Genomic DNA, 21735 nt, shown 5'->3' on the forward strand with positions numbered 1-21735 from the left:
CAGGTCCGTACGGTGAAACGGCGCTTCAGGCCGCCGCATTTAGCTCGCCGAAATTCGGCGTGTTGAACTTCGGCCGAAATGGCGGTGTCATTGACGCGAGAGGCACGGAGAAGCCTCAGGAAACCTCTGTTCGTCCGCGCTAAGTCCTTGTTTCACGTGAAACATTTTGCCCCAGCGGGGCAGTGCCCCATTGTTCGGCGCCGATTTTTCCCTAAGCCTCGGCCCCAAACACCCGGTAGCGGCGCGGCACGAGGCCGACCTGCGAACCGATTTCCAGCCCCTCCCCAAACGGCACCGCCGCTTCCACCACCACATGCCCGCTCGGCACCACGATCTGGATATCGGCCCGGCGGATCGGCCCAAAGGTGCGCACCGCCAGTACCTTGCCGAAGAACGGCGCCTGCGCCGGATCCGCCAGATCCACCTCGTGCGGCCGGGCGAGCAGGCGCGCCGGGCCTTCGCTGGCGCCTTGGGAATCGAGCGCAATGGCCCGTTCGCCCAGGAACAGCCGGCCGCCCCGTACATCCGCCGGCAGGGAGAGGCTTTCTCCAATGAAATCATGCACAAAGGCCGTGGCGGGGGTGTCATAGACCTCGCCCGGCGTGCCGATCTGCTCGATCTGGCCCTTGCCCATCACCACCACCCGGTCGGCCAGTTCCAGCGCCTCCTCCTGGTCGTGGGTCACCAGCACGGAGGTGACGGGAAGTTCCTCATGCAATTGCCGCAGCCAGCGGCGCAATTCCTTGCGCACCTTGGCATCCAGCGCCCCGAACGGCTCGTCCAGCAACAGGATGCGGGGGGAAATGGCGAGCGCGCGGGCGAGTGCCACCCGCTGGCGCTGACCGCCCGAAAGCTGGGCGGGATAGCGCTCCGCCAGCCAGTCGATCTGCACCAGGGCGAGCAATTCGTTCACCTTGGCGCGGATCGCGGCCTCGGGAAGCTTGCCGGCCCCCTTGCGCACCCGCAGGCCGAAGGCAACGTTTTCGAACACGCTCATATGGCGGAACAAGGCGTAATGCTGGAACACGAACCCCACGTTGCGCTCGCCCACCGAGCGGTTCAGCGCATCCGCGCCATCGAAGCGGATTTCGCCGCTGTCGGGCCATTCCAGCCCGGCAATGATGCGCAGCAGCGTGGTCTTGCCCGAGCCCGAGGGGCCGAGCAGCGCCACCAATTCGCCGGTGGGAATGTGCAGGTTCACCGCGTCCAGCGCCGTGAAGGCCTTGTAAGTCTTGGTGATATTGACGACGTCGATGCTCATCGGGGTTCCTCCTCCGCAAGCCGGCTTTCCAAAACGGTCTTGGCGATCAGCGTCACCAGGGCCAGCAGGGCGAGCAGCGAGGCGACCGCGAACGAGGCGCCGAACTGATACTCGTTGTACAAAATCTCGATATGGAGCGGCATGGTGTTGGTGAGCCCGCGCACATGGCCCGACACCACGGAGACCGCGCCGAATTCACCCATGGCGCGGGCGTTGCAGAGCAGGACCCCATAGAGCAGTGCCCATTTCACGTTCGGCAAGGTCACCCGAAAGAAGGTGGAGAGGCCGGAGGCGCCAAGCGAGATGGCGGCTTCCTCCTCCGCCGTGCCCTGCTCCTGCATCAGCGGGATCAGCTCGCGCGCCACGAAGGGAAAGGTGACGAAGATGGTCGCCAGCACGATGCCGGGCAAAGCGAAGATGATCTTGATGTCCCACGCCTGGAGCGGGGCGGCCAACAGCCCCTGGCTGCCGAACAGCAGCACATAAATCAGCCCCGCCACCACCGGCGAGACCGAGAATGGCAGGTCGATCAAGGTGATGAGCAGGCTCTTGCCGGCGAATTCGAACTTCGCGATGGCCCAGGACGCCACCAGCCCGAAGATCACATTCGCCGTCACCGAGATCGCGGCCACCAGCAAGGTGAGGCGGATGGCGGCGAGCGCATCGGGATCGCTGAGCGCCGCCACATAAGCCGCGGCCCCGCGCTTGAAGGCCTCCACGAACACCAGCAGCAGCGGCAGGCCGATGAACAAGCCGAGAAACGCCAGGGCGATCAGGGTGAGGGCGATGCGCACCGCCGCCGGCTCGGTGCGGGCGGGGCGATGCCCGTTCTGTGCCCGCGCCTGTTTCGCCAGGGTCGGCGGCCCGTCGGACGCGAGCGGCTGGGCGAGCGCGGCCGGCTCCAGGGCGCTCAACGCTCCCTCCCGCCGCGTGATTCTGCCCAATGCTGCAAGCGGTTGATGATGAACAGAAGGACGAACGAGGCGAGCAGCATCACGCTGGCGATGGCGGTGGCATCGGCATAGCGGAATTCCTCCAGCCGGATCACGATCAGCAGCGGGGCGATTTCCGAGACGCCGGGCAGATTGCCGGCGATGAAGATGACGGAGCCATATTCCCCGACCGCGCGGGCGAACGCCATGGCGAAGCCGGTCAACAGGGCGGGCCAGATGCTCGGCAGCACCACCCGCCATATGGTCTGGCCTCGGGTGGCGCCGAGGCTGGCGGCGGCATCCTCCAGCTCGGCGTCGAGATCGGCCAGCACCGGCTGCACCGTGCGCACCACGAACGGCAGGCCGATGAAGACCAAAGCCACCAGAATGCCGAGCGGGGTGAAGGAGACCTGGATGCCGAGCGGCGCCAACAGGCCGCCGATCCAGCCGTTTTCGGCATAGAGAGTGGTCAGCGCGATGCCGGCAACCGCCGTGGGCAAAGCGAAGGGAATGTCGATGATCGCATCCACCACCCGCTTGAAGGGAAAATCATAGCGCACCAGCACCCACACAACGAGGCCGCCGAACACGAGATTGATGGCGGCGGCGGCGAGCGAGAGGCCGAACGAAATCTGCAACGCATGCAGGGTGCGCGCATTGCTCATGATGACCAGGAGCCGGTCGAAGCTCAACTCGCTGGTCTTGAGGAACAAAGCGGACAGCGGCAGCAGAACGATCAGGCACAGCCATGTCAGCGTGAGCCCGAAGGTGAGGCCGAAACCCGGAATGACGCTCGGCTTGCGGAAGGTGAGCCGCGATGCGGTGGCAGTGGCCATCGTGTTCTTTCGGTCAGATCCCCGATGCCGGCGATCCTGATCCCATGAGGGCGCTGGGGAAAGGGGGGAAGAGAAGGCGAAACCGGCGCAGGCGCCACATCCGCCGCGGGCCGGTTGCTCCCACCCCTGGAACCAGGAGTGGGAGATGTTCGGTCCAGATCAATTTGAATAGATCTGGTCGAAGACGCCGCCGTCGGAGAAGTGCGTCTTCTGCGCCTTTGCCCAACCACCGAACACCTGATCTATGGTGAATAACTCCACCGGCGCGAACTTGTCTTTGTATTTTGCCGCGATCGCGGGATCGCGCGGGCGGTAATAGTGTTTGGCAGCGATCTCCTGGCCTTCCGGCGAATAGAGATATTTCAGATAGTCTTCGGCAACTTTGCGGGTGCCGTGCTTGTCCACGACCTTGTCGACCACCGCAACCGGCGGCTCGGCGAGGATCGAGAGCGAAGGGGTGATGATGTCGAACTTGTCCGGCCCCAGCTCGTTGATGGAGAGATAGGCCTCGTTCTCCCAGGCGATCAGCACATCGCCGATGCCGCGCTCGACGAAGGTGACGGTAGAGCCGCGCGCGCCGGTATCCAGCACGGGCGCGTTCTTGAACAGGGCAGCGACGAACGCCTTGGCTTTGGCCTCATCTCCGCCATTGTGCTTGAGCGCATAGCCCCAGGCCGCGAGATAGTTCCAGCGCGCCCCGCCGGAGGTCTTCGGGTTCGGCGTCACCACCTTGATGCCGGGCTTGATGAGGTCGTTCCAATCCTTGATGCCCTTGGGGTTGCCCTTGCGCACCAGGAAAACGATGGTCGAGGTGTAGGGCGCCGCATTGTCCGGCAGGCGCTTTTGCCAATCGGCCGCGAGCAGGCCGCGCGCGGCGATGGCGTCGATGTCATAGGCGAGGGCGAGGGTCACCACGTCGGCTTCCAGCCCGTCGATCACCGAGCGGGCCTGCTTGCCGGAGCCGCCGTGGGACTGGCGCACCGTCAGCGTGGTGCCGGGATTGTCCGTGGCCAGCTTCGCCGCGAACGCCTTGTTGAATTCCACATAGAATTCGCGGGTCGGATCATAGGAGACGTTGAGCAACGTCACCTCGGCGGCGAGGGCCGGCGCGGCCGCGAGCGAAAGGGCCAGAGTGGCCGCCGCAGCGAGGCGGGAAAATGGGAAGCGAGCGGACATGGTTCCTCCGGCTGGCATATCCCTGCCGCACCGGACGCCATGGCGACCGGGACGAGGGATCGTTCGGATTTACGAACGATGTCACCGCTTTCCCGGCCGGTCAATATTTTAACTTAACAAAATCGATAGATTTTTATATTACACGTTCAGGCGGTTCTTTTCAGGTGAATGCCGCATTCCGTCTTGGCCGCACCCCGCCAGCGCCCAGCGCGCGCATCCTCGCCCGGCGCGACGCGGCTGGTGCAGGGCATGCAGCCGACGGAGGCGAAGCCGAATTTTTTCAGCGGGTGCTCGGGCAGTCCGTGGGCATGGATCCATCCCGCGATTTCCGCCGGGCCAAGGGCCGCGAGCGGGTTGAACTTGATGCGATGGCCATCCGCTTCCACCACCGGAATGCGCAGGCGCGTCGCCGCCTGGTAGCGCTTGCGCCCGTTCAGCCAGGCATCGAAGGGCGCGAGCGCGCGCTCCAGCGGCTCCACCTTGCGCAGGGCGCAGCAGGCGTCGGTGTCCGAGGCCCAGAGATCATTGTCGCCGTCCCGCGCCGTGCGGGCGGCTTCGTCGGGATGGGAGGTCAGAACCTGCGTCAGGCCGAGACGGTCGATGAGTTGATCGCGATAGGCCAAAGTCTCGGGAAAGAGATGGCCGGTGTCGAGGAAGAGCACGGGCATCGTGCGGTCCACCTGCGCAACCATGTGCAGCAACACCACCGATTCCGCGCCGAAGGACGACACATTGGCCACCCGGCCGGGGAAGGCGTCCTGCGCGGCGGCGATAATCGCCAGCGGGTTGGCATCCTCCAGCCGCGCATCCAGCAGGGCGGCGTGGCGCGCGAGCGTGACTTCGAGTTCGGGCAGGGGCGACAGATCGCTCATGGCAAGTCCTCAGCCCTGCCGCACGGCGGCAAGGCGGGCCCGCAGGGCGGTGGGACGTCCATCGGCCGTGGGCTGGTAGAACACGGAATAGGTCTTCAACGCGTCTTCCAGGGCGCCGGCGTCGGAGGCCTTGGAAATCTCGAACGCATTGAAGCCGCAGCGCACCATCATCAGCAATTGGTCGCGCAGCACATTGCCGGCCGCGCGGAGCTCGCCGGTGAAGCTGAGCCGTTCGCGCAGCAGCCGCGCCTGGGTGTAAGCGCGGCCGTCGCGGAACTTCGGAAAGGTCAGCACGATCAAGGCGATCTGGTGCAGGTGCGGTTCCAGCGCGAGCACGTCCGCGTCATTGGGCACCAGCACACCCACCGGCTCGTTCCGGCCGGCAAGCGCTTCGTGCTCGGCCAGGAAGCGGGCGAGCGGGATCAGCGCCGGCCCGGAGGGCAGGGGCGCGCCATCGTCAACGCGCACGAAGGGGTCGGCAGCGGCGACGCCGTTCTTAACCAGCGACATAGGCGCGCTCCTTGAAGGGCTCGATGCCGAGGCGCTGAACCACGGAAATGAAGCTTTCGGATTTGTCGTGGCGCAGCGCGAGATAGGTATCGACGATGCGTTCCACCACATCGACCACCTCGGTCTCGGAGACCGCAGGCCCCAGCAATTCGCCCAGGCGCGCCTTGTGATTGGCCTTTCCGCCCAAGGTGATCTGGTAGAATTCCTGGTCCTTCTTCTCCACCCCGAGAATGCCGATATGGCCCACATGGTGGTGGCCGCAGGCGTTGATGCAGCCGGAGATGTTGATGTGCATGCGCCCCACGTCGGCGATGCGGTCATTGTCCGCGAACCGCTCGGTGATGCGCTGGGCGAGCGGGATTGAGCGGGTGTTGGCGAGCGAGCAGTAGTCGAGACCCGGGCAGGCGATGATATCGGTCACGAGGCCGACGTTGGGGGTCGCGAGGCCCTGGGCGGAAAGCTGCTGCCACAAGGCGTAGAGGTCCTTCTGGCGCACGTGGGGCAAGGTGAGGTTCTGCTCATGGGCGACGCGGATCTCGCCATAGCCGTAACGCTCTGAAAGATCAGCGATGGCGTCCATCTGCTCGGCGGTGGCATCGCCCGGCGGCTTGCCCACCGGCTTGAGCGAAATGGTGACGATGGCGTGGCCCGGCACCTTGTGGGCATTCACGGAATTCGCATGCCAGCGGGCAAATTCGCGGTCCTTCGCCAGGGATTCGGCGAGTTCCGGCGATTGTTCGGGCAGAATTTCGAAATCCGGCGTCTGAAAGTGAGCGCGGATGGTCTCAAGGGCGGCTTCGTCGAGGGCGAGGGCGCCGTCCTTGATCTGCGCCCACTCCTCTTCCACCCGGCGGGTGAATTCCTCGGTGCCGATTTCATGCACTTGGATCTTGATGCGCGCCTTGTAGATATTGTCGCGCCGCCCGCCGGAATTATAGGTGCGCAGGATCGCTTCCAGATAGGAGAGCAGGTCGCGCTTGGGCAGGAACTCGCGCACGGTCTTGCCGATGAACGGCGTGCGGCCGAGGCCGCCGCCGACGATCACCTCGAAGCCGGTTTCCCCATCCCTCTTATGCAGGCGCAGGCCGATGTCGTGCACGCGGATGGCGGCGCGGTCGTGCTTGGCGGCGGTGATGGCGATCTTGAACTTGCGAGGCAGATAGGTGAATTCGGGATGCAGCGTGGACCATTGGCGGATGATTTCCGCATAAAGGCGCGGGTCCTCGATCTCCTCAGGCGTGGCGCCGGCCCATTGGTCGGTGGTGGTGTTGCGGATGCAATTGCCCGAGGTCTGGAGCCCGTGCATGCCGGCCTTGGCGAGGTCGTCCATGGCGTCCGGCAGTTCGGCGAGCTTGATCCAGTTGAACTGGATGTTCTGCCGGGTGGTGAAATGCCCGTAGCCGCGGTCATAGCGGCGCGCCACATGGGCGAGCGCGCGCATCTGCGGGGCCGAGAGCGTGCCGTAGGGGATCGCAATCCGCAGCATATAAGCGTGCAATTGCAGATAGACGCCGTTCATCAGCCGCAGCGGCTTGAACTCTTCTTCGTTCAATTCGCCGCTGAGGCGGCGCTCGACCTGGTCGCGGAACTCGCGGACCCGCTCCTGGAGGAAAGTACGGTCGAACTCGTCATAGACATACATCGTATCGATCCGGTGCGGGGCGCTCAGGCGGCGCGGTCCAGGGAGACTGTGGGGCCGTAGACGCGGATGCGCTCGCGCAGATTGACCGGCGCGGGCTTGCCGTCGGCACCGAGCGTGGCGGCGGCGGCATAGGCGCCCACCGCGCGGTTCTCATCGCCATGGGCCGTGTTCAGCAAGGCCAGCGCCTGCTCGGAGGTGGTGGCCACCGCCGCGTCGGCGATCTGCTCGGACCAGTCATGGGTCGGCGTCAGCCACACGGAGACGCCATCCGACAGGCGGTTGGCGGTGACGACCGTCGGGCCGTGGATCTTCAGCTTCTGCTGTAGCGGGGAGGTCATGGTCCCTGTCCGGTCGTCCTTGCCAGGCGCGGGAGTGCGCCGAAATAACAACGAATAATCGTATTATAAGAGGATTATCGCTTCGTCGAATTGTAAAATAGGTCGGTTCACGGCGCAATCAAGAATTCTCACATGGCGTCCATGTGAGAATGATCGATTTTACGTTAGCATGATTTCAAAAATGATGCAGCGCAGCACGGCGCGCCTCAGGCGCGGGCGGTCGCCTTGGGGGGCATATCGCCCTGCGCGGAAGCGAGTGCCTCGCCTGAAGGGGCCTCCGCCGCTGCGGCTTTGGCCGCTTCGCGGGCGGCTTCGTGCATCAGCAGATCAAGCAGGCCGGGGAAACGCCGGTCCAGCTCGGCGCGGCGCAGGCTGCTGACGCGGCCGTTGCCGCGATCCACCTGGAAGATCAGGCCGGCCTCGCGCAGCACGCGAAAGTGATGGGTGCGGGTCGCCTTCGCCACCGGCATGCCGAACGTCCCGCACGCGCGTGGCGTCTCGCCGTCTTCCTGGAGAAGGGTCAGCACCACCTTGCGCCGCAACGGGTCCGCCAGGGCTGCGAAGATCTTGCCCAGTTCCATCTCTTCGGGGGCGGGGTGGCCTGCGGCGTCGGGCACGCTTTCTCCTTCATTCGGACCGGCGCGAGAGTGCCCGCAACACTCGGTCCTTTCCTCGTAGGTACGACTTGCATCGTACCTGAAGCGGGTTTAGGTACGATGGAAAGCGTACCTCATACGGGGCGCGCAGCAAAGGGCATGAGCATGACGCAAGCGCGTGAGGTCAGGATCGCGGCGTTCGGGCCGGCGGATGTGATGGGAATCGAGACGCGGGACCTGCCCGCGCCCGGCCCCGGCGAAGTGCAGGTGCGCCAGAGCGCCATCGGCTTCAATTATATCGACGTCTACCAGCGCTCCGGCATCTATCCGCTGCCGTTGCCGTCCGGTCTCGGCCATGAGGCGGCCGGCGTCATCGCGGCGGTGGGCAGCGAGGTGCGCGATCTCAAGGTGGGCGACCATGTCGCTTATATGAATGCCGGCCTCGGCGCCTATGCGGACCTGCGCAATGTGCCGGCTGAGCGGCTGGTGAAGATCCCCGCCGGCATCAGCGACGAGCAGGCCGCCGCGCTGATCTTCAAGGGTCTCACCGCCCAGTATCTGGTCAAGAAGACGTATGCGGTGCAGCCGGGCGACATGGTGCTGATCCATGCCGCCGCCGGTGGCGTGGGTCAGATCCTCGCAAGCTGGACCAAGGCGCTGGGCGCCTTCGTGGTCGGCACCGCCGGCGGACCGGACAAAGTCGCCACAGCGCTTGCCGCCGGCTGCGACGTGGCGGTGGATTATTCCAAGCCCGACTGGGTGGAAAAGGTGCTGGAGGCCACCGGCGGCCGCAAGGCGCGGGTGGTCTATGATTCGGTCGGCAAGGACACGCTGCTGAAGTCGCTGGACCTCACCGCGCCGTTCGGCCTCGTGGTCTCCTATGGCGCCGCTTCCGGCAAGCAGCCGCCCATCGACCCGGAAATGCTGAACAAGAAGGGCTGCTTGTTCCTCACCCGCCCGTCCGTGTTTCCCCACAATGCCGATGTGGCGACCTTCCGCGCCAATGCGGCGGATCTGTTCGCCGCCGTCGCCGCCGGCATGGTGAAGGCCACCATCGGCGCCCGCTTCCCCCTCGCCGATGTGGTGAAGGCGCACCAGGCCGCCGAGGCGCGCACCACGCAAGGCGCCATTCTGCTCATTCCCTGAAACCCTTCCTTCCGGCGGCATGCTCCCGCGCGCCGCCTCACGTCCGGACCTGAACCATGAGCCAGCTCTTCACGCCCATTGCCTTGGGCAATCTGACGCTTGAGAACCGCATCATCATCGCGCCCATGTGCCAATATTCCGCCAAGGACGGCGCGGCCACCGATTGGCACCTGATCCATCTCGGCAATCTCGCGCTCTCCGGCGCCGGCCTGCTGATTCTGGAAGCCACCGCGGTTGAGCCGGACGGCCGGATTTCCCCGGACGATCTCGGCCTGTGGTCGGACGCGACCGAGGCGGCACTCGCCAATGTGGTGGCCCGCGTGCGCGCGCACTCGCCGATGCCGCTCGGCATCCAGCTCGGGCACGCCGGCCGCAAGGCCTCCGTGAACGTGCCCTGGGCCGGCGGTGGTGCGATTCCCGCCTCGGCCGGCGGCTGGCGGCCGCACGCCCCTTCCGCCGTGCCCTTCAATCCGGCGGACGAAGCCCCCATCGCCCTCGATGAAGCCGGACTCGCGCGGGTGAAGGAGGCTTTCGTCACCGCCGCCCGGCGGGCGGATCGCATCGGCTTTGAGCTGATCGAGATCCACAATGCGCACGGCTATCTGCTGCACCAGTTCCTGTCTCCGCTCTCCAACCAGCGCACGGATTCCTACGGCGGCAGTCTGGAAAACCGCATGCGCTTCCCGCTGGAGGTGTTCGAGGCGGTGCGGGCGGCGTGGCCGAAGGACAAGCCCATCAGCGTGCGCGTTTCCGCCACCGATTGGGTGGACGGCGGCTGGGATTTGGAGAGCACCATCGCCTTCGCGAAGGAGCTGAAGGCGCGCGGCTGCGAGCTGATCCACGTCTCCACCGGCGGCCTCTCGCCCAAGCAGCAGATTCCGCTGAAGCCCGGCTATCAGGTGGAATTCGCCGAGGGTGTGCGGAAGGCGACCGGCCTTGCGACCATCGCGGTCGGCCTCATCACCGAACCGCAGCAGGCGGAAGACATCGTCGCCTCCGGGCAGGCGGACATGATCGCCCTGGCGCGCGGCATCCTCTACGATCCGCGCTGGCCCTGGCATGCGGCCGCCGCCCTCGGCGGGCAGGTGCACGCCGCGAACCAGTATCTGCGCTGCCAGCCCTCGGGCCTGCGGTCGCTGTTCCGCTGAGCGGCGCGCCTTACAGCAGCCGCGCGGCGCTCTCCCGCGCGGCCTGAAATTCGCTGATCAGCCGGCGGCACAATTGCGCCGCCGGCGGCGCATCCAGCACCGCGCCGACGCCCTGGCCGGCGGACCAGATGTTCTTCCAGGCCCGCGCCTCATGCTCCAGGTCGAGCTTCTTGCCCTCCGGCAGATTGTCCGGGTCGAACCCGGCGGCCTTGATGCTCGGGCGCAGGAAATTGGCGTTGATGCCGGAAATCGCGGCGGTATAGACCACGTCCGCCGCATGGGCCTGCGCGATCATCTCCTTATAGCCGTCCGGCGCCGCGCTCTCGCGCGTGGCGATGAAGCGCGTTCCGAGATAGGCGAGGTCCGCGCCCATGATCCGCGCCGCCGCCACATGGGCGCCGGTGGACATGGCGCCCGACAGGATGATCGTGCCGTCGAACACCGCGCGAATCTCCGGGATCAGGGCGAACGGGCTCAGGGAGCCGGCATGGCCGCCCGCGCCCGCCGCCACGGCGATGATGCCGTCCACCCCCGCTTGCGCCGCCTTTTCCGCATGGCGGCGGCTGATCACATCGTGAAACACCAGCCCGCCATAGGAATGGACCGCCTCCACCACCTCGGGCACCGCCCCGAGCGAGGTGATGACCAGCGGCACTTTCTTGCGCACCGTCATCGCGATGTCCGCCTCAAGGCGCTCATTGCTGCGGTGGACGATGAGATTGACGCCATAGGGCGCAGCCTCCGCTTCGCCGGCGAGACGGCCTTCCACCTCGTCCAGCCAGTCGCGATAGGCTTCGGTCGAGCGCTGGTTCAGCGCCGGGAAGGTGCCGAGCAGGCCGGAGCGGCAGGTTTCCACCACCAGATCTGGATTGGAGACCAGGAACATGGGGGCGGCGATGATCGGCGCCTTGAGACGGCCTTCGAGGGCGGCGGGCAGGGGCATGGGCGGTCCTTCCTGGGTGATATCTTCCGCGTTCGGTGCGGTGATGTCGCGGTTCGTTGATTTGGCGGCTCTCTCCAGCCATGGCGGGTCAGCCGGCCGAGGCGGCGGCAGTGTGTGTCACCCTTTCCAATGGGGCAAGGGGTTGACCTATGCGTTGACCTGGGCGCGGCCCCGGTGCAGCCTGCGCTCCAAGCCGCCCGCGATGCGGCATCGACAGGGAGAAATGACGTGTCCGAGAGCGAAACCATCCTGCTGCGCATTGCCGACGGCATCGCCCGCATCCGCTTCAACCGGCCCCAGGTGTTGAACGCCCTGAACGAGCCGATGATCCTCGCCTTCCGCGACGCCGCCGTGAAGGTGGCGGGCGATGCCAGCGTACGCGTGGTGATCCTGTCGGGCGAGGGGCGGGCATTCCTGGCGGGCGGGGATGTGGGGCGGTTCCACGCGGCGGGGGCTTCGGCGCCGGATGTGGTCAGCGACCTGATCGTGCCGTTTCACGAGGCCATCACGGTGCTCAACGGCCTTGCCGCGCCGGTGATCGCCTCGGTGAAGGGCGCGGTGGCGGGCGGCGGACTCAGTGTCGCCATGGCGGCGGACCTGGTGATCGCGGCCGATGACGCCCGCTTCACCATGGCTTACAGCCGCATTGGCACCAGCACCGACGGGTCTGCCAGTTGGAGCCTGCCGCGCGTGGTCGGCCTGCGCAAGGCTTTGGAGCTTGCGTTGCTGTCGGACGTGATCGACGCCCCCGAGGCGCTGCGCATCGGCCTGATCAACAAGGTGGTGCCGCTTGCCGAGCTGGAGGCGCAGACCGATGCGCTGGCGGGCCGGCTCGCCGCCGGCGCGACCGAGGCCCTCGGGCGCATCAAGGCGCTGATGCGCGGCGCCTTCAACAATACGCTGGCAGAGCAATTGGAGGCGGAGCGCGCGGCGTTCATCGCCTGTGCCGGCACAAGCGACTTCGCCGAGGGAGCGGCGGCCTTCGTGGAAAAGCGCGCGCCGGTCTTCACCGGGCGCTAAACGGCGCCGGGCCACGGACGCATATAACAATAGAAAAATGTTATATTGACTTAAATTCCAAGATGCGGATAGATAAATCTATTGCGCAGATGGAATGTGTCGAATGATCGTGTCCGCCCCCCGTTCCGCTCCTGTGGCGCGCACCCGTCCCTGGCGGGACTGGGCGCTGTTCGGCGCGGCGTATGCGGTCGTTCTGGCGCTGCTGCTGGGCGGCCTTTCCGGCGTGCAGCGCACCGCCGGCGCGAGCGTCGCGCCGCAAGCCGCAATGCAAAGCGTCGCCGTCCGCTAAGGCGGAGCGCGGGGACGCCCTTTGAAAAGGCCAGTTGAAATTTGAATGTGCCGCGCTGTGCGGCGGGCGGCTTCTCCGCGCGGGCTTGAAGCGCAGGCTACGGACTTTGGAACGGCGGCTTCTGGGAGGCTGCGGCCTCAGGGGCACCCGCCGGCCGGCGGGTGGATCGGCGCGGCTTGGCGGCCGGGCTTTGGCCGCGCAGCGACTTAGCGGGTCAGAACGATCGGCTGGTTGTTGTCGGCGATCACGCCCACATAGCGATTGGCGCCGGAGGGCTGGAGCCGGGCGGTGATCTTGCCCACGTGATTCTGGAGCACGATGTCCGCGCCCAACACGTCCCATCCCTTGGTCATGAAGATTTCGCTCGGACAGGAAATGTCGGCCTGGGCGGCAAGCCCGCTCGCGCCGCGCACCGTGGACAGCGTGACCGGGCAGCTGTGCTGGCCGCCGTCCCAGGCGAACGTCCAGGCGCCCGCCAATTGTTCCTGCTCGTTGCTCGCGGCATAGGCCGTGCCGCCGGGATTGACCGGCGGCGGGGTGAGGGGAACGGCGCTCGCGTTGGCGACCGCCGTGGGCGTGACCGCCGACGCGGCCGTGGCTGCATTGGCGCCGGAGGCACGCGGGACAGAGCCGGCGGCGGCTGGGGCCGGCATCGGCGCGCTCTCGACCGAAGCGGTCGGCGCGGACAGAACCCGGTTGGAGTCTACGGCGCTCGTCTTCGTTCCGAAGCCATCCAACTCGGTGCTGCACCCCCCAAGAGCCAGCGCTGAGGCGAAGACCGCCGAAGCGGACAGGAACTTCATCAAATCTTTCTCCGGACCTGACCGCAACTTAGCGACACCCATTTTCTCACGCCACCGTCAAGCTTGCGCAAAAAGCGTTAACGCCGGCTCAAAAACAGGCTGCCACAGGCTCCCCCGGAGGCGGAGACCGTAAGCCGGAACAATTTATCGAGAACATGGCAGGAGCATGACCCAGGGGTGCCGCGACAAGATGCCGTGGTCCTGGCGCATGCCTCGCCCAGGCGTCCATGCCGCGCGCCCGCTTGATTATGCGGCCCCCTTCTTTCTCTATGTGCTGCCAAATCGTTCGGAGTGATCCATGTACCAGATGCTCGACCCCAAGACGCTGACCGTCCTCATCACCGGCGGAACTTCGGGCATCGGTGCCGCCACCGCCCGGCGATTCCTGGCCGGCGGCAGCAAGGTCATCGTCACCGGCCGCCGCGCTGATCGCCTGGCGGCGCTCGCCGCCGAGTTCGGCGATGCCATCCACACCCTGGAACTCGACGTGCGCGACTTCGAGGCCACAAAAGCCGCCTTCGCCGGTTTGCCCGAGCCGTTCGCCAATTATAACGTGGTGTGCGCCAATGCTGGCCTCGCCATGGGCCTCGAGCCGGCCCAGGCGGCGAATATGAGCGACTGGGAAGAGATGGTCGCCACCAATATCAACGGCGTGCTCTACACCGTGCGCGCCACGCTGCCCGCGATGATCGCGCGCGGAGAGGGGCATGTGGTGTTCACCGGCTCCGTGGCCGGGGATTACCCTTATCCGGGCGGCAATACCTACGGGGCGACCAAGGCGTTCGTGAAGCAATTCTCGCTCAATGTGTGGGCGGATGTGGTCGGCACCGGCGTGCGCGTCACCAATGTGGAGCCCGGCCTGACCGAGACCGAATTCTCCATCGTGCGCTTCAAGGGCGACGAGGATCGGGCCAGCAAGATGTATGAAGGCGTGAAGCACTTGACCGGCGAGGATATCGCCGAGCAAATCTTCTTCTGCTGCACCGTGCCGCGCAATGTGAACATCAATCGCATCCACGCCCTCGCCGCGGACCAGAGCTTCAGCGCGCTCTCCGTCAAGCGCAAATGAGGCGGCGCAAATGAGCGGGTGCGGATGAGAGGGTGCACATGAGCCACACGGATCCCGGCCGGATGCGGCCGGCCGGGTCGGGGAGGGGCGGCGCGGTGAGCATCCCCAACCTCATCACGCTCGCCCGCATCCTGCTGGTGCCGATCCTGGTGTGGTCCATCGCCTCGGGCGAGCTGGAACTGGCCTTCTGGCTGTTCGTGCTCGCCGGCGCCTCGGACGCCGTGGACGGCTTCCTTGCCAAGCGGTTTCACATGCAGACCGAGCTTGGCGCCTATCTCGACCCGCTGGCGGACAAGGCGCTGCTGATCTCGATCTATGTCTCGCTCGCGATGGTCGAACTGATCCCGCGCTGGGTCGCCATCGCGGTGGTGACGCGCGACGTGATGATCATCGGCGCGATCCTGCTTTCGGTGCTGCTGGCCCAGCCGGTGAAGATCCGCCCGCTGGTGGTGTCCAAGGTGAATACGGCGGTGCAGATCGCGTTCGCCGCCTTGGTGCTGGCCAGCGCCGGGCTTGACCTTAACCCAGGCCGCGCGTTCGAGGTGGGACTGGTGGCGGTGGGGCTCTTGACGGCGCTTTCGGCGGCTGCGTATCTCGCGGAATGGATGCGCCACATGGCGCGCTGACCGCCGAGAGCGGCGTACCGGCGCGGGGTCCGGGAGGAGCGATGGCCATTCAGCTTCAGCTTCGCTTCTGGATCGGCGCGCTGTTTGCCGTCATCGTCGGGCTGTGGCTGTTGCGCGGCATCCTGTTACCCTTTGTCGCGGGTATGGCCCTGGCCTATTTCCTGAACCCGGTGGTCGAGCGCGTGTCGCGCATCGGTCTCGGCCGCACGCCGGCGAGCCTTGCGCTGGTGGGCATCCTGGTCCTGGTGGTGGTGCTGCTTCTGCTGGTGGTGCTGCCGCTGCTCTCCAGCCAATTGTTTGAATTCATCACCAATCTGCCGGCCTATGTGACGCGCCTGCAAAACCTGGTCACGCAGGAAAACCGCGAGTGGCTGAACCGCTTCTTCGGCGATCGCCTGCCGGATGTTCAGCGCTCGCTCGCGGACCTGATGTCCCAGGGCGTGAGCTATCTGCTCGGCCTGCTGACCTCCCTGTGGTCCGGCGGGCAGGCGCTGCTGTCGGTGTTCGCGCTGGTGGTGGTGACACCTGTGGTGGTGTTCTACGTACTGTGCGACTGGGACCACATGCTGATGACCGTGGACAGCTGGATTCCGGTGCACCAGCGCCCGGTGATCCGCCGGCTCGGCCGTGAAATGGACATGGCGGTCGCCGGTTTCGTGCGCGGGCAGGCGCTGGTGTGCCTCATCCTCGGCACCTTCTATGCCGTGGCGCTGACCATGTCGGGGCTGAATTTCGGCCTGCTGATCGGCATCGTTTCCGGCCTCATCACCTTCATTCCCTATGTCGGCTCGCTCACCGGGCTGATCCTCGCCATGGGGGTCGCCATCGTTCAGTTCTTCCCCGACTGGGCCATGATCGGCACCATCCTGGGCATCTTCCTGGTGGGCCAGACCGTGGAGGGCTATATCCTGTCCCCGAAGCTGGTGGGCGACAGCATCGGCGTGCACCCGGTGTGGCTGATGTTCGCCCTGTTCGCCTTCGGCTATCTGTTCGGCTTCGTCGGCCTGCTGCTGGCGGTGCCGCTGACGGCGGCAGCCGGTGTGCTGGTGCGCTTCGCCTTCAGCCAATATTTCCACAGCCCGCTTTACACCGGCGACGATGCCGGCTCCTCGTCCAGCGAGACGGTGTGAGCCCATGGCCGGGCGCGATCCCTCCGTTCGCCAGCTGCCGCTCGATCTGCCCAGCCGGCCGGCCCTGCTGCGGGAGGATTTCCTGGCCGCGCCGGGCAATGCCGCCGCGCTGGCGCTGGTGGATTCCTTTCCCGACTGGCCGGCGCGCGTGGTGACCCTGGTCGGCCCCGCCGGCGCCGGAAAGAGCCATCTCGGGGCGATTTTCGCCCGCCGGGCCGGTGCCCTGACGCTTCCGGCAGCCGGGCTTACGAGCGCCGGGGTGCCGCAGGCGTTGGCCCAAGGCGCCCTGCTGCTGGAGGATCTGGCGGCCGGAGCCTTCGACGAGGCGGCGCTGTTTCATCTGCTGAACCTCGCGCGCGAGCAGAATGCCTTCGTGCTGATGACCGCGCGCACGCCGCCGTCGGCGTTCGCGCTCGCCACCGCCGATCTCGCTTCGCGGCTGCGCGCGGTGCCGGGCGTGGAAATCGCGCCGGCGGACGACGCCTTGTTGGGCGCGGTCCTGGTGAAGCTGTTCGCGGACCGGCAGATCGCCGTGGATGAGGCGACCGTGCAATATCTGCTGCTGCGCATGGAGCGCACGGTGGAGGGCGCGCAGGCCCTGGTCGCCGCCATCGATAGGGCGGCGCTGGCGGCGCGCCGGCCGGTGACGCGGACGCTCGCCGCCCAGGTGCTGCGCGCGGAAAAAGACTTGCGCGGAGAAAGTACAAGCGACTTCAGTGACGAAGACGACGCGGAGCCGCCACCGTCATAGAGTGGTCATGCAAGACGGCCATGTTCCGCCGGAAAATGGGGGTCTATCGATGAACGCGAATGACACCGTCGCCTTGGCCTTGGTCGAGGATTTTGAACCGGAGGCCAGTGTGGATACCGTTCTCGAGCTCGCGGGTTCCCCGCAGCGCTTCATCAACCGGGAAGTCTCTTGGCTCCACTTCAACCGCCGCGTGCTGGAAGAAGCCTCCAACAGGAGCCATCCCCTGCTGGAGCAATTGCGCTTCCTCTCCATCTCGGCGAACAATCTCGACGAATTCTTCATGGTGCGCGTGGCCGGGCTGAAGGAGCAGATCCGCGAAGGCGTGACCGCGCTCAGCCCCGACGGCCTCACCCCCTCCGAGCAACTCGCCACCATCATGGACGGCGCCGGCAATCTGATTTTCGACCAGCAGGCCCGCTGGCGTGAACTGCGCGTGGAACTGGCTGGCGTCGGCATCGTCCTGGTGGACGGCTCGGACGTCACCGCCGCCGACATCGAGCGCCTGGAAGCCCACTTCCTGCACCATGTCTTCCCGGTGCTGACGCCGCTCGCCATCGATCCGGCCCATCCCTTCCCCTTCATTCCCAATCTCGGCTTCTCGCTGGCGCTGCAGCTGGTGCGGCAGAGCGACGGGCGCGGCATGAATGCGCTGATCCGCATTCCCGCCAAGGTCGAGCGCTTCATCCGCCTCGCCGACGGTGAGGGGACGAGCCTGCGCTTCATCACGCTGGAGCAGATGATCGGGCTGTTCATCGCCCGCCTGTTCCCCGGCTATGCGGTGAAGGGCCAGGGCGTGTTCCGCGTCATCCGCGACAGCGACCTCGACATCGAGGAAGAGGCCGAGGATCTGGTGCGCCTGTTCGAGAGCGCCCTGAAGCAGCGCCGCTACGGCTCGGTGATCCGCATGGAAGCGGATTCGGCCATGCCGGACGAACTGCGCAATTTCGTCGCCCGCGAGCTGAACGTGAAGGACGAGGAAATCTTCGTCGTCACCGGCGTGCTGGCGCTGAACGAATTCTCCCAACTGGTCTCCGTGGACCGGCCGGACCTGAAGTTTCCGCCCTACAATGCGCGATTTCCCGAGCGCATCCGCGACCACGGCGGAGACTGCTTTCTGGCAATTCGCGAGAAGGACATTCTGGTTCACCACCCTTATGAATCCTTTGATGTGGTGGTTCAGTTCCTGCGCCAGGCCGCCCGCGACCCCAACGTCGTCGCCATCAAGCAGACCCTCTACCGCACCTCCTCCGACAGCCCGATCGTGAAGGCCCTGGCGGAGGCGGCCGAGGCCGGCAAGTCGGTCACCGCGCTGGTGGAGCTGAAGGCCCGCTTCGACGAGGAAGCCAATATCCGCTGGGCGCGTGACCTGGAACGCGCCGGCGTGCAGGTGGTGTTCGGCTTCATCGATCTGAAGACCCACGGCAAGCTGTCCATGGTGGTGCGCCGCGAAGGCGGCACGCTCGCCACCTATTGCCATGTGGGCACCGGCAATTATCACCCCATCACCGCCCGCATCTACACCGACCTGTCGTTCTTCACCGCCGACCCGGTGATCGCGCAGGACGTGGCGCGCATCTTCAACTTCATCACCGGCTATGCGACGCCGGGCGAGCTGGACGTGATGGCGGTTTCCCCCACCACGCTGAAGCCGCGCATCCTCCAGAACATCGCCGAGGAGATCGAGCACGCCCGTGCCGGCCGCCCGGCGGCGATCTGGCTGAAGTGCAATTCGCTGGTGGACCCCGAGATCATCGACGCGCTCTATGCCGCCAGCAATGCCGGCGTGAAGGTGGATTGCATCATCCGCGGCATCTGCTGCCTGCGGCCGGGCATTCCGGGCCTGTCCGAGAACATCCAGGTCAAGTCGATCGTCGGGCGGTTCCTGGAACACAGCCGCATCTATTGCTTCGGCAATGGCCATGCGCTGCCGCATCCGCATGCCCTGGTCTATATTTCCTCGGCCGATCTGATGACCCGCAACCTCGACCGCCGCGTCGAGACGCTGTGCCCCATCACGACCCCCACCGTGCACGAGCAGGTGCTGGATCAGATCATGGTGGCCAATCTTATCGACAACGAACAGAGCTGGCGGGTGTTGCCCAACGGCTCTTCGGAACGCATAGTCCCGGCGCCGGGCGAAGAATCATTCAACGCCCATCGTTATTTCATGACCAATCCGAGTTTGTCCGGACGTGGAAAGTCTCTCAAAGATTCTTCGCCGCGCAGCCTCTACGTCCGCCGCTAAGGGCGGCGGGCCCGCGCCGCACACGAGCGATCACGTGGCAGTGGCGGCACCTGTTGCCGTCATCGACATCGGGTCAAACTCGGTGCGGCTCGTGGTGTATGAGGCGCTTAATCGCGCGCCGACCCCCATCTTCAACGAGAAGGCGCTCTGCGGTCTCGGTCGGGAAGTGCTGTCTACGGGACGGCTCGCCCAGGATGCCGTGGAACGCGCCCTGTCCGCGTTGAAGCGCTTCCGCGCCCTGTGCGACGCCATGGGAGTCGGGGTGGTCTATGCCCTCGCCACCGCGGCCGCGCGCGATGCGGAGAATGGCCCCGCCTTCATCGGCGAATGCGAGGCCATCTGCCGGACGCATGTGGAGATTCTCTCCGGTCGCCGCGAGGCGGAACTCGCGGCCTTCGGCATCGTCTCCGGTGTCCATGGCCCGGACGGGGTGGTGGGCGATCTCGGCGGCGGTTCGCTTGAACTGGTGGATGTGAAGCGCCTGAAGGTCGGCGCCGGCATCACCTTGCCGCTCGGCGTGCTGGCGCTCCAGGATCGTTCCGGCAAATCGCTGCGCAAATCTGAAAAGATCATCCGCGATGCCGTGCGCGAGGTCCCGGTCCTCGCCGGCCTTGCCGGTCGCACGTTTTACGCCGTCGGCGGCACGTGGCGCGCTTTGGCCCGCCTGCACATGTTCCAGAAGGGCTATCCGCTGCACGTCATGCACGGCTATGTGCTGCCCGCGAAGGAAGCCATCGACTTCACGCGCATCGTTCATCGCGCCGATGCCGAAGCCCTCTCCCATATCGACGCGATCTCGGATGCGCGCCGCTCTTTGCTCGCCTATGGCGCGCTGGTGCTGGAAAATGTAGTGCGCGAGGGGCGGCCCTCTGAGGTCGTGATTTCCGCCCTCGGCGTGCGCGAGGGCTTGCTGTATTCGCTGCTCGATCCGGAACAGCGCAAGGAAGATCCGCTCCTTGCTGCCGCCCGCGAACTGAACGAATTGCGTTCGCGCTCGCCGCAGCATGGCGAGGAATTGGTGCTTTGGACGGATTCCTTCTTTGAATCCTCCCGCGCGCTGGAAGAAAGCGCCGATGAGCGGCGCCTGAGGCAGGCGGCCTGCTTGCTGGCGGATATCGGCTGGCGCGCCCATCCCGATTATCGCGGCGAGCAGAGCCTCAACATCATCGCCCATGCCGCGTTCGTGGGCGTGGACCATCCCGGCCGGGCCTATATCGCGCTTGCGGTCTATTTCCGGCACATGGGCCTGTCCGAGGACGAATACGCCCCGCGCATCCTGGAACTGGTGTCCACCGGAATGCTGGACCGCGCCCGCATCCTCGGGGCCTGCATGCGGGTCGCCTATCTGCTCTCCGCCGCCATGCCGGGTATCCTGCCGCGCACGGAGCTGGAGGTGCGCGGCGAAACCGTGGTGCTGAACGTACCGCACGATCTCGCCGACCTGATCAATGACCGTGTCCACAGCCGCCTGCGGCAGCTCAGCAAGCTCATCGGCCGCGAGCCGGTGGTGGTGACGGTCTGAGGCAGCGCCGCCTGTCTTGATCCCTGCGGTCGTGGTTCCGGCGACCGGCCCGGCCCGTTTTCCACCCGCGCCCGCCCGAGGGACGCGCACGGCTGCGCCCAATGGCATGACGAATTTATTGTTTCGCTCGTTTTGTAAACCGTGTAATTGCATGCGACGGCGGTGTCGCTGCGGAAAATGATTGTTTTTACTCTAATATGGGTCCGGGGTTCGAATGGTCGATGTACAAGAAATTTATCGGGCGAGATTTCTTGAGACCGGCTTGAATAAGCGTTCCGAGGTGTGGCGTATTCTTTGCCGCGAATTCTTCAATCCGTTGATCGGCGCGCAGAAAGACGTCCTGGATCTCGCTTGTGGATATGGCGAATTTATAAATAACGTATCTGCTCGTTCCAAAACGGCCATTGATATCAATCCCGATGCGCCCAAGTATCTCAATTCAGATGTTCGCTTCGTCATGACGCCGGCGACCGACCTTGCCCCGATTGAAAGCAACAGTCTCGATATTGCCTTTACGTCTAATTTTCTCGAACACTTGCCCAATAAGGAATGTTGCGATCAGGTGATCGGGGAAATCCTGCGCGTCCTTCGCCCGGGGGGGCGGTTCGTGATCATGGGGCCGAATATTCGCTATGCCTATCGCGAATACTGGGATTTCTACGACCACTATCTTCCCCTTTCCCACCTCTCCCTGGAAGAGGGGCTGAAGAAAAGCGGGTTCGAGGTGGTGCGCAATGTTCCCCGCTTTCTGCCCTATACGATGAAGTCCAGCTTGCCGACGGCGGGATTCCTGATTTCCGCCTATCTCAAAATGCCGTTTGCCTGGCGCTTTTTCGGCAAGCAATTCCTCGTCGTCGGGCAGAAGCCGGCGCGCTGAGCG

22 protein-coding genes are annotated in these 21735 nt (G+C 65.6%); 11 read left to right on the plus strand and 11 right to left on the minus strand.

The annotated features are described in order from the left end of the window. Window positions 1-211: 211 nt before the first annotated feature. The 9 genes from V5G24_RS04975 to V5G24_RS05015 form a co-directional block, all read right to left on the minus strand. The gene (locus V5G24_RS04975; protein WP_394080132.1) at window positions 212-1261 is read right to left on the minus strand and encodes a sulfate/molybdate ABC transporter ATP-binding protein; all 1050 of its coding nucleotides are present in this window, start codon (window positions 1259-1261) and stop codon (window positions 212-214) included. Then, on the minus strand, window positions 1258-2166 hold the full coding sequence (gene cysW, locus V5G24_RS04980; RefSeq protein WP_394080363.1) for a sulfate ABC transporter permease subunit CysW: 909 nt from the start codon (window positions 2164-2166) through the stop codon (window positions 1258-1260). Before cysW ends, V5G24_RS04975 begins: the two co-directional genes overlap by 4 nt. Before the next feature lie 5 nt (window positions 2167-2171). Next, complete coding sequence (cysT, locus tag V5G24_RS04985; RefSeq protein WP_394080134.1) at window positions 2172-3029, minus strand: sulfate ABC transporter permease subunit CysT; 858 nt, start codon at window positions 3027-3029, stop codon at window positions 2172-2174. Between the two features lie 159 nt (window positions 3030-3188). Next, window positions 3189-4205: a sulfate ABC transporter substrate-binding protein gene (locus V5G24_RS04990; RefSeq protein WP_394080136.1), complete on the minus strand. Its 1017-nt coding sequence runs from the start codon at window positions 4203-4205 to the stop codon at window positions 3189-3191. A 146-nt stretch (window positions 4206-4351) separates the two neighbouring features. Beyond that, on the minus strand, window positions 4352-5077 hold the full coding sequence (locus V5G24_RS04995; RefSeq protein ID WP_394080138.1) for a phosphoadenylyl-sulfate reductase: 726 nt from the start codon (window positions 5075-5077) through the stop codon (window positions 4352-4354). A 9-nt stretch (window positions 5078-5086) separates the two neighbouring features. Then, on the minus strand, window positions 5087-5587 hold the full coding sequence (locus V5G24_RS05000) for a DUF934 domain-containing protein (RefSeq protein WP_394080140.1): 501 nt from the start codon (window positions 5585-5587) through the stop codon (window positions 5087-5089). Beyond that, window positions 5574-7229 carry a nitrite/sulfite reductase gene (locus tag V5G24_RS05005; RefSeq protein WP_394080142.1) on the minus strand — a complete coding sequence of 552 codons (1656 nt, stop codon included), beginning with the start codon at window positions 7227-7229 and terminating at the stop codon, window positions 5574-5576. Before V5G24_RS05005 ends, V5G24_RS05000 begins: the two co-directional genes overlap by 14 nt. Window positions 7230-7252: 23 nt before the next feature. Beyond that, entirely contained in the window at window positions 7253-7567 is a 315-nt protein-coding gene (locus V5G24_RS05010) for a DUF2849 domain-containing protein (RefSeq protein WP_394080144.1), read from the minus strand. 206 nt (window positions 7568-7773) lie between these two features. Then, window positions 7774-8184, minus strand: a complete 411-nt coding sequence (locus V5G24_RS05015) for an ArsR/SmtB family transcription factor (protein WP_394080146.1) — start codon at window positions 8182-8184, stop codon at window positions 7774-7776. A gap of 144 nt (window positions 8185-8328) precedes the next feature. Between V5G24_RS05015 and V5G24_RS05020 the strand changes: the two genes are divergently transcribed. Both V5G24_RS05020 and V5G24_RS05025 read left to right on the plus strand, forming a co-directional pair. After that, complete coding sequence (locus V5G24_RS05020; RefSeq protein ID WP_394080148.1) at window positions 8329-9309, plus strand: quinone oxidoreductase family protein; 981 nt, start codon at window positions 8329-8331, stop codon at window positions 9307-9309. Window positions 9310-9365: 56 nt separating this feature from the next. Next, entirely contained in the window at window positions 9366-10457 is a 1092-nt protein-coding gene (locus V5G24_RS05025; RefSeq protein WP_394080150.1) for an NADH:flavin oxidoreductase/NADH oxidase, read from the plus strand. 10 nt (window positions 10458-10467) lie between these two features. On the opposite strand, the gene V5G24_RS05030 is transcribed toward V5G24_RS05025, so the two are convergent. Beyond that, window positions 10468-11400: an NAD(P)H-dependent flavin oxidoreductase gene (locus tag V5G24_RS05030; RefSeq protein ID WP_394080152.1), complete on the minus strand. Its 933-nt coding sequence runs from the start codon at window positions 11398-11400 to the stop codon at window positions 10468-10470. A 228-nt stretch (window positions 11401-11628) separates the two neighbouring features. Here V5G24_RS05030 and V5G24_RS05035 point away from each other — a divergent pair, with 228 nt between their 5' ends. Together V5G24_RS05035 and V5G24_RS05040 are read left to right on the plus strand one after the other, a co-directional pair. Beyond that, the gene (locus V5G24_RS05035) at window positions 11629-12420 is read left to right on the plus strand and encodes an enoyl-CoA hydratase-related protein (protein ID WP_394080154.1); all 792 of its coding nucleotides are present in this window, start codon (window positions 11629-11631) and stop codon (window positions 12418-12420) included. Window positions 12421-12523: 103 nt separating this feature from the next. Then, on the plus strand, window positions 12524-12709 hold the full coding sequence (locus V5G24_RS05040; protein ID WP_394080156.1) for a hypothetical protein: 186 nt from the start codon (window positions 12524-12526) through the stop codon (window positions 12707-12709). Between the two features lie 206 nt (window positions 12710-12915). Here the strand turns inward: V5G24_RS05040 and V5G24_RS05045 are convergent, their stop codons facing one another. Next, window positions 12916-13512, minus strand: a complete 597-nt coding sequence (locus V5G24_RS05045; RefSeq protein ID WP_394080158.1) for a protease inhibitor Inh/omp19 family protein — start codon at window positions 13510-13512, stop codon at window positions 12916-12918. A gap of 298 nt (window positions 13513-13810) precedes the next feature. Between V5G24_RS05045 and V5G24_RS05050 the strand changes: the two genes are divergently transcribed. From V5G24_RS05050 to V5G24_RS05080, 7 genes are all read left to right on the plus strand, one after another. Next, the gene (locus tag V5G24_RS05050) at window positions 13811-14581 is read left to right on the plus strand and encodes an SDR family NAD(P)-dependent oxidoreductase (protein ID WP_394080160.1); all 771 of its coding nucleotides are present in this window, start codon (window positions 13811-13813) and stop codon (window positions 14579-14581) included. Window positions 14582-14619: 38 nt separating this feature from the next. Beyond that, window positions 14620-15207 (plus strand): CDP-alcohol phosphatidyltransferase family protein, encoded by a 588-nt coding sequence (locus V5G24_RS05055; protein WP_394080162.1) that lies wholly within the window; start codon window positions 14620-14622, stop codon window positions 15205-15207. Window positions 15208-15248: 41 nt separating this feature from the next. After that, the gene (locus V5G24_RS05060; protein ID WP_394080164.1) at window positions 15249-16337 is read left to right on the plus strand and encodes an AI-2E family transporter; all 1089 of its coding nucleotides are present in this window, start codon (window positions 15249-15251) and stop codon (window positions 16335-16337) included. Between the two features lie 4 nt (window positions 16338-16341). Then, window positions 16342-17088: a P-loop NTPase family protein gene (locus tag V5G24_RS05065; RefSeq protein WP_394080166.1), complete on the plus strand. Its 747-nt coding sequence runs from the start codon at window positions 16342-16344 to the stop codon at window positions 17086-17088. A gap of 49 nt (window positions 17089-17137) precedes the next feature. Next, on the plus strand, window positions 17138-19333 hold the full coding sequence (locus V5G24_RS05070) for an RNA degradosome polyphosphate kinase (RefSeq protein WP_394080168.1): 2196 nt from the start codon (window positions 17138-17140) through the stop codon (window positions 19331-19333). A gap of 34 nt (window positions 19334-19367) precedes the next feature. Further along, complete coding sequence (gene ppx / locus V5G24_RS05075) at window positions 19368-20855, plus strand: exopolyphosphatase (RefSeq protein WP_394080170.1); 1488 nt, start codon at window positions 19368-19370, stop codon at window positions 20853-20855. Between the two features lie 214 nt (window positions 20856-21069). Further along, on the plus strand, window positions 21070-21732 hold the full coding sequence (locus V5G24_RS05080) for a class I SAM-dependent methyltransferase (protein ID WP_394080172.1): 663 nt from the start codon (window positions 21070-21072) through the stop codon (window positions 21730-21732). The last annotated feature ends 3 nt before the right edge of the window (window positions 21733-21735 follow it).

This window comes from Roseixanthobacter finlandensis (assembly GCF_043195105.2).
GTDB lineage: Bacteria > Pseudomonadota > Alphaproteobacteria > Rhizobiales > Xanthobacteraceae > NCEH01.